Here is a 14,373-nt window from a genome sequence, read left to right as displayed (position 1 = left end):
AAAATGAAAAATGTAATACATAAAACGTTTCAAGCACAAGAGAAAGTGCTTTCTTCCATGATCCTTAATTTTAATGATGAAGGAGAAACTTTTGGAAATCAAGATAGAAACTCACTAAAGCTTTTTAAATTAAACGATAAAACAGTTGTTGTAAAATCGTTTCGTATACCAAATATCTTTAATCAAATAGCCTACAAGTTTTTCAGAAAAAGTAAAGCACAACGCTCTTTTGAATATGCTTCTAAGCTAAAAGAACTTGGTATTGGTACGCCAGAACCAATTGCATATTATGAGTTTAAAACCTTCTTTTTATTTAAAAAGAGCTATTATATAAGTGACCATTTAGATTGCGATTTAACCTATAGAGAACTCAGTAGAAACCTTGATTATCCAGATCACGACGCTATTTTAAGAGCCTTTACAAGGTTTACTTATAAGCTTCATGAAAGTAATATTAATTTTTTAGACCATTCCCCAGGGAATACTTTAATTAAAAAAGTAGGAGGCGAATACCAATTTTATTTGGTGGATTTAAATAGAATGGAATTTAAGCCAATGTCTTTGGAAACAAGAATTCAAAACTTTGAAAGACTTACGATACATAAATCTATGGTAGAAACCATGAGTGATGCATATGCAAAAGTTTCGGGTGAAGATTATGATGTTATTTTTAATTTAATGTGGAAGGATACACAAGCGTTTCAAGAAAAGTTTTACAAGAAAAAACGCTTAAAAAAGAAGTTGAAGTTCTGGAAGAAGTAATCTTTAAGAGTAAAGAATTATTCTCTTCCTTTACGCAATAACCATAATTTTACATAACGCATAAAAATCACATACGATTGTATGGTTCCAATAGTAAGTCCTACAAGACCATCTCTAAATCCTGCTTGTATAAAATAATGTTTAAAAAATCCCCATAAAGGTTTAATCACAAAATGATACGGCGTTAGTTTTCCTGTTTTTTTATCGTAATCTTTTGCTTGCCACCAAGCATAACGATTCATTTTTTCTAGATACTTATCAAAAGTAATATAGGTATTGTGGTAAAACTTGCTTTCTAAGTTGCCAATAGTGCCATTCACTATTATTTCGGCATGTACATGTTTATCTTCATAGGTACATAAATCGCGTTTAAAAAGACGAATAACCTTATCGTTTCTCCAACCACTATAATGTACGCGTTCTCCCATAAAATGGTTCATTCTACCAATCCAATAGGCATCATGTTCTATTTCTGGTTGATTTAATAATGTTTGTATTTCTGCTTTTAATTCTGGAGTAACACGCTCATCTGCATCGACTAATAAGATCCATTCGTGTTTCGCTTGCGGAATTGCCCAATTTTTTTGAGAAGCAGAATATTCATATTCCCGACGAATTACCTTGGTTGCTAATGCTTGCGCCTTTTCAAAAGTACCATCTGTGCTTAAACTATCTACGACTAATATTTCGTCTGCAAAACTTACAGATGCAATAACAGCTTCTATATTATGAATTTCATTTCCTGTAGGAATAAGAGCTGTTAGTTTAGTCATTCGTTTTAAGTAGAGTATATGCTTTATTATAGCTTTTAAAAGTAAAGTAATTTAGTCGTTTTCGCATTTTATACTTTCGTACCAAATTTAAGGGTTTTTGTTTTAAATAGCTTTTATCTTTATGTAAAAATGTAATAGCAGCATCTATAATGCGTTGGCTAGATTTTCCGTCAAAATATGGATGTAAATCTTGAAGAAAATGTGTGATACTTTGAATTAAATCTTCGGGATACGACAAAGCTTCTTGAAACGTTTTTTCTAAATTGGAAGCTTCATGTACATGTAATAAGTAGTCGTGATTAAAAGTATGATTAAAAGTGACTACTGGTTTTTTCTGCAATAAAAATTCTTGAATTGCCGAAGTAGTATCTGCAAACATAATATCTGCTTGCTTATATAATGGCGTTAAATCTGTGGTGTCGAAAAATGTGAAATTCGGATTGTTTATAGATTTCCATTTGCTAACAATAGCTTCTGGAAGTTTAGGATGCAAAACCATAATAAAATTAAAAGTGCCAGTTTGAGATAGTCTTTTAATTTCTTGGTAAACGGAATCGTTGTACGCAAGGCTTAAACTTTCGGTAAAAGTAGAAGCAATCATAATGGTATTATTACTTTCTCTTTTCTCTATTGGAAATAAAGGATCTACTTTGCTCCAGCCCGTTTCTACAACTTCAAAATAGGGATGCTTTTTTTGTTGTGCTTTAAAACCGTTGGTGGTAGACGGACCTTGGGTACAATACAAATCGAAAAAACCACGAAGCCTAAAATGACTAAACGCATTTTTCTTTGAAGGTCTTTTTTGTGCGTTAAAACCATGAAAAACTTGCACTTTTAATCCCGTAATAAAATCGGGAACACTGTCTGTTGCAGTTAAAACAACATCTGGTTTATAATCTAAAACCTCTTGTATCGTCTGTAAAGCATTACTTTTTTGCTGTATTGCTTTTTTACCATCGGCAATATCTGCAAACCATTTTACGGTATAACCACGTTTGGTGATTTCTTCCTCTAGAGGCGTACCAATTGGTAATGCGTAACTATACGATATATAAATTAAAAATTTATAATTCATGATTATAAGGTACTTAAAAAGGTTTTAAGTTCTGGTTTAATAAATTCAGGTTTAAGCTTTAAGTAATATTTTTCTGGATCTTTTTTTGCTTCCGCTTTATCGGTTTCATTATATGGGATATAGTCCGATACATGTATAGCAACATTATTTCCTGGTTCGTTTTCGCTAAACCAATTCGCTTTGTTTAAATAAGGCGAAAAAATAGTAAAGGTAGGAATGCTTAATGCCTTTGCCATATTATTCGCACCACCTTCATTTCCTATTAAAGCATCACATTGTTGCGTTATGGCTAAAAATGCTCTTAAACTTTTTCCAAAGACATCAAAATAAATGTGTTTTTGCGTTTCGGCTAAACAGTAATCATAAATGGCTTTCGCTTCTTCTTTTTGTTTTGGAATATAATTAAACAGTATTTGTGCATCCTTTTTATTGGCAACTAAGCTATCTAATAATGCAGCCATATATTTGGCAGGATACGTTTTTATTGGGCTACTCCCTAAAACACTAATCATAAACAAAGGTTGGTTACTTTGTATGTTTGCGGTTTCTAAATACGTTTTAGCATTCGTAATTTCTTCCGGTTTTAAATAGATTTTCGGAGTTGTATTTTTAAACGGAATAGCCAATGGTTCTAACAGTTTTAATCTGTTTTCAATGGCTAAACTGGCGTTGTTTTCAGGCTTCTTTAATCTTTTAATAGGATGCGTAAAAACAAAAGCAGTATGTTTTTTATGGTATGCAATTTTTGTTTTAGCGGAAGTAAATTTACTAATAAGTGTACTGCTTAGTTTACCATAAACATCAATCACCACATCGTACTTTTCTTTTTTTAACGTTTTTAGGAACCTATAAAATGACCTTTTACTTTTCTCCATTTCCGGAGTAATAAAAACAAAATTATCTATAAACGGATTGTTTTCTACAACCGCGTACGTATGCGAATTAATGACATAATCTAATTGCGCATCTGGATATTTTGCACGTAATGCTTCAAACAGAATACTGCTTGTTAGTACATCACCAATCATTTTTTGTTGAACAACTAGTATCTTCAAACTCTAAGAGTATTTTATTATTAATTAAGCAGGAGTAAGTACTGCTTACTGCGACTGCATACTGCCAACTATTTTAAACCGCTACATCATATTCACGTAACGCATCGTTTAAAGATGTTTTCTTATTGGTACTTTCTTTACGTTTTCCAATAATTAAAGCACAAGGTACTTGAAATTCTCCAGCTTTAAATTTTTTGGTATAACTACCAGGGATTACAACAGAACGTGCTGGCACTACACCTTTAGTTTCTATAGGTTCGTCTCCGGTTACATCAATAATTTTGGTACTCATAGTTAATACTACATTAGCACCTAAAACTGCTTCTTTTTCTACACGTACACCTTCAACAACAATACAACGAGAGCCAATAAATGCACCATCTTCAATAATAACTGGAGCTGCTTGTAAAGGTTCTAAAACACCACCAATACCAACGCCACCAGAAAGGTGTACATTTTTACCAATTTGTGCACAACTACCAACAGTAGCCCAAGTATCTACCATAGTTCCTTCATCTACAAAAGCACCTATATTTACATAACTTGGCATTAAAATAGTACCCGGAGCAATATATGCACCATGTCTTGCTACTGCATGCGGTACTACACGAATCCCTTTTGCTGCATAACCCGTTTTTAACGGAATTTTATCATGATACTCAAAAATACCAACTTCAAAAGTTTCCATTTTTTGAATAGGGAAATATAAAACTACAGCCTTTTTTACCCATTCATTTACTTGCCAGCCATCGGTAGTAGGTTCTGCAACACGAAGTTTTCCTAAATCTAATAAGTTTACAACTTCTCTAATTGCTGATGTAGTTTGTGGTTCTTTTAATAGTTCTCTATCGTTCCAAGCTGCTTCAATAAGCTGTTGTAATTCTTTCATTTAAAATTATATTATCATTTCCGTTAAAGCGGAAACCTCTTTTGTTTAAAAATATACTTGTGCAAAGATAAATCTATAATTGATAAAAGTAAATGGTTACATTAAAAATATGGTATAGCTATTGAAGCTTAAAAATTAAGTTTAAATTTGCAGCACTATGAAAAGAATATTAGCCTTAGATTTTGGTACTAAAAGAACAGGAATAGCTGTAACCGACGAATTACAGATTATCGCTTCTGGCTTGACTACAGTGCATACTAAAGAATTAATTTCTTTTCTAAAAGAATATTTTAATTCCGAAAAAGTAGAATTGGTTGTTATTGGGGAACCAAAACAAATGAATAATGAGGTTTCAGAAAGTGAAGCAGCTATTCAAGGTTTTATTAAAAAATTCACTAAAGCTTTTCCTGAAATGCCAATGCAACGCGTAGATGAGCGTTTTACTTCTAAAATGGCATTTCAAACGATGATAGATTCTGGTCTATCTAAAAAGAAGCGAAAAAATAAAGCTTTGGTAGATGAAATTAGTGCTACCATTATTTTACAGAGTTATTTGTATTCTAAATAAGGTTTTTCATTGTTTTTTACAAAAGAACGTGCATTTCATCGGTTTAATTTGCATTAAAAAACAGAACAACGAAAATTTGATTGCAGTCATCTAAAAATTAGTTGGTTATATATTTTCAATTATATATTTGTTGCAACCCAAATTATTAAACTTATGAAAAATTACTACTTAACAATGCTAGTATTAGCATTATTCTCGGCAACTCAAATTCAAGCACAATTTTGTCCACCAACTGGATTCGCAACAGCATCTAATCTATATTTTATATATGATGCAGGAACATCAGACTGTATGGATAGACCAACAACAGTTAGTGTTGGTACTTCTATTTTTACGCAAACTTCTTGTGGAGATGAATTATCTGTTTTTGAATTAACTTCAGGTGCTGCTTTAACAGATACTAGTGATATTGCTGTTGATTTCGGATTTTCTATTTGTGAATACGCAGGAGGAACGTTATCTGCTGAAGAATTTGAAATGATTTTTAAATCCATGATTAAAGTATATCCTAACCCTGTTACTAGTGGAGATAACTTAAATATTAAATTAGGTATTAACACTTCTGTTAAAGTAGAGATATATAATGTTACTGGAAAGAAAATGTTAAGCACCGATACATCGGATTTAAGTAGTGTAAGCGTGAATGTTTCTAATTTAGAAAATGGTATTTACATTGCACAAATTATTACAGATATTACTACAATTAGTAGAAAGGTAATTATAATGAATTAAAAAATAAACGACTATCATATTAAGAACTCCTTAAATTTTAAGGAGTTTTTTTGTGCTTTTTAGCTAAGTAGTTCCGTAAGTATTGTATTTTTGCATGAAATTATTTAAAATACCTCATGATATTACCTATTGTAGCTTATGGAGATCCTGTTTTAAAAAAAGTAGGAAAAGACATTACTAAAGATTACCCGAAACTAGACGAACTAATTGCTAATATGTACGAAACTATGTATGGCGCTTTTGGTCTTGGTTTAGCAGCTCCGCAAATTGGATTGCCAATACGTTTGTTTATTGTAGACGCAGAACCTTTTGCAGAAGACGAATCTTTTACTAAAGAAGAACAGGAAGCTTTTAAAGGCTTTAAAAAAACCTTTATCAATCCTAAGATTTTAGAAGAAAAAGGAGACGAATGGCCTTTTAATGAAGGTTGTTTAAGTATCCCTGATGTTAGAGAGGATGTTTTTAGAAAACCAGAAATTACTGTAGAGTATTTTGATGAAGACTTTAAAAAACATACAGAAACGTATGATGGATTAATAGCTCGAGTGATACAACATGAGTATGATCATATTGAAGGTGTTTTATTTACAGATAAACTATCTTCTTTAAAAAAGCGTTTAATTAAAGGGAAACTGGCTAACATATCTAAAGGGAAAATAGGTATCGATTATAAAATGAAGTTTCCTAATCAAAAAAAGAAACGATAAAATTTGTTTTGCATTGGCAAACGCTTGATATTTGCCATCGTTAAAAAAAGAAGCATATGAGTTTAGATAAAGTATTATCCATTTCTGGAAGACCAGGATTATATAAATTAATAGCACAAACACGTGGTGGTTTTATTGCAGAATCTTTATTAGACAAAAAAAAGATTTCTGTTAATATGCAACATAATGTCAGCATTTTAAGTGAAATTGCTGTTTACACATTACAAGAAGAATTACCTTTAAGAGAAGTTTTAAGTAAAATAAAAACGAAAGAAAATGGTAAACCAACTTCTGTTAGTCATAAAGAAAGTAAAGACAAATTAGAGGAATACTTTTTTGAAGTATTACCAGATTATGATGAAGATAGAGTATACGCGAGTGATATTAAAAAAATCATTCAATGGTATAATTTATTAGAAAAGCATAATATGTTAGACTTTGATAAAAAAGAAGCATCTTCAGACGAAGAAGAATAAGCTTTTCAACTATAATATTTTAAAAATCCAACTCATGTAGTTGGATTTTTTGTTTGTAAATTTACCAAAACACCAAATTATGAATGCTAGAGAAAATCAACTAAAAGCCTTTGATAGATTGTTAACTATCATGGATGAATTACGTGAACAATGTCCTTGGGATAAAAAGCAAACCATGGAAACCTTACGTCATTTAACCATAGAAGAGACCTATGAACTTGGTGATGCTATTTTAGATAAGGATTTAGAAGAAGTAAAAAAAGAACTTGGTGATGTATTGCTGCATATTGTGTTTTATGCAAAAATTGGAAGCGAAACAAAAGACTTTGATATTGCAGATGTATGCAACAGTATTTGTGATAAATTGATACATAGACATCCGCATATTTACAGCGATGTGGTAGTCGAAAATGAAGAAGATGTTAAACGAAATTGGGAAAACTTAAAACTTAAAGAAGGAAAAAATAGTGTTTTGGAAGGTGTCCCAAAAAGTTTACCCGCTTTAGTAAAAGCAAATAGAATACAAGATAAGGTTGCTGGTGTTGGTTTTGATTGGGAAGAACCACAACAGGTTTGGGAAAAAGTAGAAGAGGAGCTTAAAGAGTTTCAAGATGAAGTAAAAGCAGAAAACCAAGAAGCCATGGAAAGCGAATTTGGGGATGTTTTGTTTTCTATGATTAACTATGCTAGATTTTTAAATATAAATCCAGAGAATGCATTAGAACGCACGAATAAGAAGTTTATAAAACGTTTTCAATATTTAGAAGAAAAAGCAAAGGCTTTAAATAAAAACTTAAAAGATATGACGCTAGAAGAGATGGATGTTTTCTGGGAAGAAGCGAAAAAAATGTAATTTTTTTAATTCTCGAAATCCAAAATTAAGTTTCCCCCGTATATACTATTAAATGACACTACTTTCATGAGTAGATTAATAGCAGAATCAAATTCTTTTAAAGTGTCATCTTATATCAAAGTTGTTTTTTATCTTAAAAAATAACAGTTTAGTTAGTTTAGTTAGGAACTAATCCTATTTGAATAATTTATTTATTCAAATAGGATTTAGTCTTTTATACAAGGAGCTTTGTAACTAATACAGCTCTTTAATCTTACTCAGTTTTGTTTTCCAAAGTGCTAAAGTACTTTTGTGTTTTTCAATATTTTTGTAGACTTCTTTTACAAGAGGATTATCGTCTTTTACATGTTTAAAGAAAAGTAAATTGTTTTCTAACTGGTTTATTTCCCCTTTTACTTCATCAATTTTCTTTCTAATAAATGAGCGTTCATTATCTAAGAATCTACTGTCGTTAGCATTGCTTAAGTTTTCTAACTTGTTTTCAAACTTAATCATTTCTGCTTCCTCTTTATCCATTTTAAGAGCGTCAAATAAAGCGTCTAAAGCCTTACCGTATTTCCCCTCTATATAACGTTTGTTTTGAGGCACAGCACCTAACGCTTTCCATTGCGCAATATGATCTTTAATAAGTTGTAAGTCTTGTTTATTGTCACCACTCATTTCCAGAGTTTTCATGTTGTCTAACAACTCTTTCTTTTTGTTGTATACTTCTAAGCTTTCTTTGTTTTCGGCATCTTTAGTAGCATGAAACTTGTTAAAATAGTGATTGCAGGCACCTTTAAATTGTTTCCAAATTTTGTCACTATCTCTTCTTGGTACATGACCAATATTTTTCCACTCATTTTGAATTTTCTTCATCAGTGGTGTAGTGGTTTCAAAATCTTCACTATCCTTATTTTCTTCAGCAATTTTAATTAAAGCTAATTTTTTATCTAGGTTATTGTGTTGTTCTTTTTTTAAGTCTTTATAAAAAGCATTTTTATTTCTATTAAAATCTCTAACAACATCTTTAAATTTAGACCAAGTAGCTTCATTAACTTTTACAGGAACTTTACCAGCACTAAAAAACTCTTTTCGTAAAGTTTCAATTTCTTTTATTTTGTTTTGCCAAGCACTATGAGATTTTACAGGTTGTTTAGAAATGGCTTCAATTTTAGAAATTATAGCGTGTTTTGTTTCTAGATTTAGTTCGTAAATCTTATCTAAGTCTTTAAAATAATCTTGACGTTTGTCATGGATAATTTTGGTTGCAGCTTTAAATCGATTCCAGATTTCATCTCTGTTTTCTTTTGCAACAGGACCAAGGTCTTCTTTCCACAGTTTATGTAAAACTTGCAGTTCTCTAAAAGCACGATTTAAATTATCGTCTTGTGCTAATTCTTCAGCTCTTTCAATTATTTTTAATTTTTGATCTAGATTGTGTTTAAAATCTAAATCACGAAGGTCTCTGTTTAAATGAAGGAAATCATAAAAAATTTCTACGTGATGGTGGTATGTGTTCCAAGCATTATTGTATTTATCTCTTGGTATTGCACCAGCATTTCGCCATTGTTCTTGTAGCTCTTTAAAATACTTGTAGGTTGTATTTATGTTTTCTTCTACATTAATTAAACCTTTTATTTCTTCAATAATACGTAAGCGTTCTGCTAGATTATCTTTATGGTTTTTTTCAATGCTTTGGTAGTGAGTTTTTAGTTTATCACGATACACAAAATACGTTTCTTTAAACTGTTTGTGTATTGGACTAGAGTAGTGGAAGTCGATTTCATTACCTCCTTCGTTTAAAAACTCTTCTTTTTTGTCTTCTAAAAGCACATTGAATTTTGTTTTAAATTCTGCTCTTATATCTTCAACATGCGTTTTAATTGCTTGCGCTTTCTCGTCATTTACCAACTTTTCAAGTTCTGCAACTAAATCTTCTAGCTCCATTGCATGATAGTCTTTTACCTCTATTTCGTGCCTCCCTTTTGTATCTTCATCTTCAGCATCTTCCGCATTTACAGCTTCAATTTCGTTTAAAACTTCATCTTGGCTTTCTGGTATCTCCTGATTTTCTGTTGGTTCAGTTACTGTTTTTTCTTCTGTTTTAGCAGAATTTTCTGTAGACTGATTTTCTAATTTTCCGTCTGCTTGCAGCAGGTTATCTTTCTCTGACATTATAAAAATAATTGGTTCGTAAAAGTACTATAGGGTTAAAGATACTAAACAAGGCTTATACTTTCAAAAAAGAAGCTAGTATTAACTAAATGAATTTTTAGGTGTACTCGTATTTATTGCTTGTTCCAGATTTTCCAAGATTTTTCTGCTTGTAATTGCAACATCTTGTAACCATTAATTATGGTTGCGTTTTTTTTCTTGCCGTACTTTAAAAAAGTAGTTTCTTCTGGATTGTAAATAAGATCAAAAAGTAAGTGTTTTTCTGTAATTGCTTTATAAGGAATATCCGGACAAGCATTAATGTCGGGGTATGTTCCTAAAGGGGTACAGTTTACTATTACGGTATGGTTTTTTACAATTTGTTCTGTTAGCTGTTGGTACGTAATTTGATTTTCTTTTGTAGCGCTTCTAGAAACATAGGTGTATGTAATATTAAGCTTCTTTAAAGCATAGGCAATAGCTTTACTTGCGCCTCCGGTTCCTAGAATTAATGCAGCCGTATGTTGTGGTTTTAAGTGTGGTAGTATGGCGTTTTTAAATCCGTAGTAATCGGTATTATATCCTTTTAGTTTTCCTTTTTTTGTAAACTTTATAGTATTTATTGCTCCTATTTTTTCTGCGTTTTTATCTAGGGTATCTACATACGGAATGATAAGTTCTTTATACGGAATGGTAATATTAAAACCTTTAATATTGGTGTCTTCTAAAAGGGCAGGGAAATCTGTGATGCTTTCTAAATCAAAGTTTTGGTACGAAGCATCTGTGATTTCTTCCGTTTTAAATTTTGCAGCAAAATAGGTTTGCGAGAATGAGTAATCTATGTTTTTTCCTATTAATCCGAATTTACGCATTTGTTTTTTTTGTTTTTCGTCCGTAGAACTCTAAAGCCAAAACTACTGCAATACCAATAATAGTATATAGTATAGCAAGGTAGGTTTCGGGGTTAAGTTCTGGTATAAAACGTTTGTAGTTTTCTATAATTTTTCTACCAGCGGAATCTATTAAAAAGCCACCATCTTCATTTAGTTTATAAACCGTTTTTTTAAATGGCCAAACGACACCTAAAGATCCTACTATAAAACCAATAATGGAAGCAGTTGTAATACTTTTGTAGTTTTTCAAGATATAACTTAATACATGGGAAAAGGTTACCAAACCTGCAAAAGAGCCAAGTGTGAATACTACAAGTACTTTTAGCATTCTTAAGCGTTCGGCATTTTTTAAAAATGAAAAATCGCCTTTAATCATATTAGCAAAACTATCATACAAAGCATTTACAGAATCGACTAATAGCAGTACATAATTACCTAAAAGAATTAAAATAAAAGAACCAGAAAAACCTGGAAGGGTCATCCCAGAAACACTAATAATACCACAAAAGAATACAAACCAAAGGTTATCATTTTCTTTAGCAGGATCTAAAAAACTAATACTTACGCCAATGGTAATACCTATAAAAAGCGCTAGATAGGTTTTAAAATTCCAGTCTTCAAAATCTTTACTAATGTAATATATGGAACCTATAATCATTCCGAAAAAAACACTCCAAACATAAAGCTCAAAATGGATGATTAAATAATCTAATATTTTGGAAACGCTAAAATAGCTAATAATCATTCCGAAGAATAACAAGCTTAAAAAACGACCATTGATATAAGTGAAGAAACTTTTAAATCTTCCGTTAATTAAAAGTTTAAAGGCTTTGCCATTTATTTTTTGAAGCGAATAGATAAACTCTTCATAGAAACCAGCAACAAAAGCAACCACGCCACCAGAAACACCAGGAACTTTATTCGCAGCTCCCATTCCTAATCCTTTTAAGACTAGAAACATTTTGTCTGTAAATGTTCTGGTTTGTTCCATTTATTTTACTTTGTTTCCTGTTTTTTCAAGTATAAAAATGGTTAAAAATCCAACCACCATTAAGGACATTGCTACAAGTACTTGTGCGTCTATTTGATTTACATCGGAATAATTAGAGGGTAAAATACTCTTCTCTACAATAGTTTTATAGCTTTCAAAATCTTGAGTTGCTTTTTGATAAACAGAGAGTGTTCCTAAATCACTAACAGTAGAAAAAGGAACCACTTCTTTTGTGGTATCATGCATCACAGAGATGGTTTTTTTCCAAGGCCAAATTTTGTTTAGGGATCCAAAATAAAGCCAGTTAATACGGCTAATGTTATATTGTGATAATGTTTAAATAACCATTTTAAAACTCGTGAAAAACTTAATAAACCTACAATAGCACCTAAAGCAAAAATGGCTATTTTTTTTAAATCTAAACTATCAATAGCAACACTTAATGTTTTATAAGCGCCAAGAATTACTAAAATAAAAGATCCTGAAATTCCGGGTAAAATCATTGCGCAAATAGCAATTGCTCCAGCGAAAAATAAGAAAAATGGATTGTCATTACTTGCCATAGAAGGCAATGAAGTTATATAATACGCAAGAACGGCACCTATAATTACAGCTATGATGGTTGCTAGATTCCACTTTGTAATTTGCTTGGCTATAAAAAGAATACTGGCTATAATTAGTCCGAAAAAGAAAGACCAAATTAAAACGGGATGTTCCTCGATAAGGTATTTTGCAAGCTTCATAAACGAAGCAAAACTTACTACCATTCCTAATAAAAGAGCTAGTAAGAAGTTACCGTTTACTTTTTCCCAGAAGGCTTTAATTCCTTCGGTCTTTAAAACTTTTAAAGTATTTAAATTTACGTTGCTAATGGTATTTATAAGTTCTTCATAGATACCAGAAATAAAAGCGATGGTTCCTCCAGAAACTCCTGGAACAGCATCTGCTGCTCCCATTGCCATTCCTTTAAAAGATATGATTAAGTAGTCAATAAAACGTCTTTGCATGCTTTGGTTTTTTTGCTAAATCCAAAGGTAATATTTTAAGAAGACAATTTTTGTATTATTTTACTTTTAGTAACTTTTTCACCATTGGTTTATCAAAAACATTAGGAAAAAGTTCTTCAATAATAAAAGCATATTCTTGATTATTACGAACCGCATTTTTTAAATGAAATGTACCTTTTTCTGTTTCATGTTGTAAAAAGTATAAACCACCAAGTCTATATTCTAATTCTGCATTTTCTGGATGAAATTCTGCAGCTTGCAAAAAGTTATAAATAGCAGCTTCTTGCTCTCCAAGTTTTAAAAGGATGTCTCCACGAGCAATCCAGGTATCAACTTCGTAATTACCTAATTCTAAAGCTTTTTTAAATCCGCGTTCTGCTTCTTCTAAAAAGTTTAAACGGTGATTTATTTTTGCATAAAGCTTCCAATAAACCACATTTTCTGTGTCTATATTTATTGCTTTATTGATATAATATAAAGCCTTGTTGTAGTTTTTCTTTTTGTTATAAAACTTAGTGATAGCAATCCAACCTTTATCTAATAAAGGGTCTTCGTGTACTGTTTTATAAAAATATTGAACAGCTAAATCGTCCTTTCCTAATTTTTCATAGCATTGTGCAATACGTAAAAGTGCAAAGGAAGTAGGATCGTCTAATTGCAAGGATAAGGTGTAGCTTTCTATGGCTTCTTCATATCTTTTTAATTTTTCTAGAACTTTTCCTTTTTCTAAATATGCACCAACAAAAGTATCGTCGGATATAATTGCAAAATCATAAGCAGCAAGTGCTTTGGTGAAATCTTTTGTTGTATAATATTGCTTCCCTAGTTGATGCCAAGCAACCTCACAATATGGATTCGTGTTTAAATATTCATTTAAATATTCTATAGCTTCTTCATTTTGATCTAGAAAATCAAAACAATAAATCATATTATATAGTGCAGAATAATCTTCAAGATCTTGTTCTAAACACTTCATGAAGTTTTGTTTCGCCTCTTCAAATTTGTCTAAAAATAGATATTCCATACCTATTAAAGAGTATAAATCTGTAGTGTCATCTGCAAACTCTAATGCACTTATTAATACATCCACTGCTTTTGCATGATTGTCTTGTTTAGAAAAGATATTTGCTTTCTGAATATAAATTTCTTCGTTTTGTGGTTCTAGATTGTGAAGCTCATTTAAGAGCTTATCTGCTTTGGTAAGTTCATTTTCAAAAATATACACTTCTACTTTAAACAATCTTAAATTTACAGAAGTAGGATGCTGCTCTAAACCTAATTTGATGGCTTTTTTAGCTAATGCAACCTTACCTTGATTAAGATAATGATGTATAATATTCTCGAACTCCTCTGAATCGAAAAACAACACGTTGTTTGTTTTTAACATCGATTCAAATTTTGTAAGCGGTAAATTGTTGTTGTCGTTTTGACTAAACTCCATAGGCAATTGTATAGT

Annotated in this window: 14 protein-coding genes and 1 pseudogene; 6 read left to right on the top strand and 9 right to left on the bottom strand. The window is 31.2% G+C overall.

Annotation, left to right across the window (positions count from 1 at the left end; all coding sequences use genetic code 11):
* Positions 1–3 precede the first annotated feature (3 nt).
* Complete coding sequence (locus AMD28_RS17495) at positions 4–762, top strand: lipopolysaccharide kinase InaA family protein (RefSeq protein WP_055445579.1); 759 nt, start codon at positions 4–6, stop codon at positions 760–762.
* Positions 763–779: 17 nt separating this feature from the next.
* On the opposite strand, the gene AMD28_RS17490 is transcribed toward AMD28_RS17495, so the two are convergent.
* From AMD28_RS17490 to AMD28_RS17475, 4 genes are all read right to left on the bottom strand, one after another.
* The gene (locus tag AMD28_RS17490) at positions 780–1,535 is read right to left on the bottom strand and encodes a glycosyltransferase family 2 protein (protein WP_055445437.1); all 756 of its coding nucleotides are present in this window, start codon (positions 1,533–1,535) and stop codon (positions 780–782) included.
* On the bottom strand, positions 1,528–2,610 hold the full coding sequence (locus tag AMD28_RS17485; RefSeq protein ID WP_055445436.1) for a CDP-glycerol glycerophosphotransferase family protein: 1,083 nt from the start codon (positions 2,608–2,610) through the stop codon (positions 1,528–1,530). Before AMD28_RS17485 ends, AMD28_RS17490 begins: the two co-directional genes overlap by 8 nt.
* 2 nt (positions 2,611–2,612) lie before the next feature.
* Positions 2,613–3,665 carry a glycosyltransferase family 9 protein gene (locus tag AMD28_RS17480; RefSeq protein ID WP_055445435.1) on the bottom strand — a complete coding sequence of 351 codons (1,053 nt, stop codon included), beginning with the start codon at positions 3,663–3,665 and terminating at the stop codon, positions 2,613–2,615.
* Between the two features lie 73 nt (positions 3,666–3,738).
* Positions 3,739–4,554: a 2,3,4,5-tetrahydropyridine-2,6-dicarboxylate N-succinyltransferase gene (locus AMD28_RS17475; RefSeq protein ID WP_055445434.1), complete on the bottom strand. Its 816-nt coding sequence runs from the start codon at positions 4,552–4,554 to the stop codon at positions 3,739–3,741.
* Between the two features lie 157 nt (positions 4,555–4,711).
* On the opposite strand from AMD28_RS17475, the gene ruvX reads away from it, so the two are divergent.
* From ruvX to mazG, 5 genes are all read left to right on the top strand, one after another.
* Positions 4,712–5,122: a Holliday junction resolvase RuvX gene (gene ruvX, locus AMD28_RS17470; protein ID WP_055445433.1), complete on the top strand. Its 411-nt coding sequence runs from the start codon at positions 4,712–4,714 to the stop codon at positions 5,120–5,122.
* A gap of 153 nt (positions 5,123–5,275) precedes the next feature.
* Positions 5,276–5,854, top strand: coding sequence for a T9SS type A sorting domain-containing protein (locus AMD28_RS17465; RefSeq protein ID WP_055445432.1), 579 nt, complete (start codon positions 5,276–5,278; stop codon positions 5,852–5,854).
* Between the two features lie 116 nt (positions 5,855–5,970).
* Positions 5,971–6,561, top strand: coding sequence for a peptide deformylase (gene def / locus AMD28_RS17460; protein ID WP_055445431.1), 591 nt, complete (start codon positions 5,971–5,973; stop codon positions 6,559–6,561).
* Between the two features lie 56 nt (positions 6,562–6,617).
* The gene (locus AMD28_RS17455) at positions 6,618–7,037 is read left to right on the top strand and encodes a DUF5606 family protein (protein ID WP_055445430.1); all 420 of its coding nucleotides are present in this window, start codon (positions 6,618–6,620) and stop codon (positions 7,035–7,037) included.
* A 79-nt stretch (positions 7,038–7,116) separates the two neighbouring features.
* Positions 7,117–7,890: a nucleoside triphosphate pyrophosphohydrolase gene (gene mazG / locus AMD28_RS17450; protein ID WP_055445429.1), complete on the top strand. Its 774-nt coding sequence runs from the start codon at positions 7,117–7,119 to the stop codon at positions 7,888–7,890.
* A 234-nt stretch (positions 7,891–8,124) separates the two neighbouring features.
* On the opposite strand, the gene AMD28_RS17445 is transcribed toward mazG, so the two are convergent.
* From AMD28_RS17445 to AMD28_RS17425, 5 genes and pseudogenes are all read right to left on the bottom strand, one after another.
* Positions 8,125–10,047, bottom strand: a complete 1,923-nt coding sequence (locus AMD28_RS17445; protein WP_055445428.1) for a DUF349 domain-containing protein — start codon at positions 10,045–10,047, stop codon at positions 8,125–8,127.
* Between the two features lie 113 nt (positions 10,048–10,160).
* The gene (locus AMD28_RS17440) at positions 10,161–10,898 is read right to left on the bottom strand and encodes a shikimate dehydrogenase family protein (RefSeq protein WP_055445427.1); all 738 of its coding nucleotides are present in this window, start codon (positions 10,896–10,898) and stop codon (positions 10,161–10,163) included.
* The gene (locus AMD28_RS17435; RefSeq protein WP_055445426.1) at positions 10,891–11,910 is read right to left on the bottom strand and encodes a DUF368 domain-containing protein; all 1,020 of its coding nucleotides are present in this window, start codon (positions 11,908–11,910) and stop codon (positions 10,891–10,893) included. Before AMD28_RS17435 ends, AMD28_RS17440 begins: the two co-directional genes overlap by 8 nt.
* Positions 11,911–12,917, bottom strand: a pseudogene (locus AMD28_RS17430) (DUF368 domain-containing protein). It abuts the gene before it with no gap.
* 55 nt (positions 12,918–12,972) lie between these two features.
* The gene (locus AMD28_RS17425; RefSeq protein WP_055445425.1) at positions 12,973–14,358 is read right to left on the bottom strand and encodes a tetratricopeptide repeat protein; all 1,386 of its coding nucleotides are present in this window, start codon (positions 14,356–14,358) and stop codon (positions 12,973–12,975) included.
* Positions 14,359–14,373: the final 15 nt, after the last annotated feature.

The organism is Lacinutrix himadriensis (assembly GCF_001418105.1).
GTDB lineage: Bacteria > Bacteroidota > Bacteroidia > Flavobacteriales > Flavobacteriaceae > Oceanihabitans > Oceanihabitans himadriense.
This window is presented reverse-complemented; position numbering and strand designations above follow the sequence as displayed.

Excerpts from the sequence above, each read along its gene's own strand:
- mazG (WP_055445429.1), top strand. The coding sequence starts at position 7,117 with ATGAATGCTAGAGAAAATCAACTAAAAGCCTTTGATAGATTGTTAACT.
- AMD28_RS17440 (WP_055445427.1), bottom strand. The coding sequence starts at position 10,898 with ATGCGTAAATTCGGATTAATAGGAAAAAACATAGATTACTCATTCTCG.
- AMD28_RS17475 (WP_055445434.1), bottom strand. The coding sequence starts at position 4,554 with ATGAAAGAATTACAACAGCTTATTGAAGCAGCTTGGAACGATAGAGAA.
- AMD28_RS17455 (WP_055445430.1), top strand. The coding sequence starts at position 6,618 with ATGAGTTTAGATAAAGTATTATCCATTTCTGGAAGACCAGGATTATAT.
- AMD28_RS17465 (WP_055445432.1), top strand. The coding sequence starts at position 5,276 with ATGAAAAATTACTACTTAACAATGCTAGTATTAGCATTATTCTCGGCA.
- AMD28_RS17425 (WP_055445425.1), bottom strand. The coding sequence starts at position 14,358 with ATGGAGTTTAGTCAAAACGACAACAACAATTTACCGCTTACAAAATTT.
- AMD28_RS17445 (WP_055445428.1), bottom strand. The coding sequence starts at position 10,047 with ATGTCAGAGAAAGATAACCTGCTGCAAGCAGACGGAAAATTAGAAAAT.
- AMD28_RS17485 (WP_055445436.1), bottom strand. The coding sequence starts at position 2,610 with ATGAATTATAAATTTTTAATTTATATATCGTATAGTTACGCATTACCA.
- AMD28_RS17495 (WP_055445579.1), top strand. The coding sequence starts at position 4 with ATGAAAAATGTAATACATAAAACGTTTCAAGCACAAGAGAAAGTGCTT.
- def (WP_055445431.1), top strand. The coding sequence starts at position 5,971 with ATGATATTACCTATTGTAGCTTATGGAGATCCTGTTTTAAAAAAAGTA.
- AMD28_RS17490 (WP_055445437.1), bottom strand. The coding sequence starts at position 1,535 with ATGACTAAACTAACAGCTCTTATTCCTACAGGAAATGAAATTCATAAT.
- AMD28_RS17435 (WP_055445426.1), bottom strand. The coding sequence starts at position 11,910 with ATGGAACAAACCAGAACATTTACAGACAAAATGTTTCTAGTCTTAAAA.
- ruvX (WP_055445433.1), top strand. The coding sequence starts at position 4,712 with ATGAAAAGAATATTAGCCTTAGATTTTGGTACTAAAAGAACAGGAATA.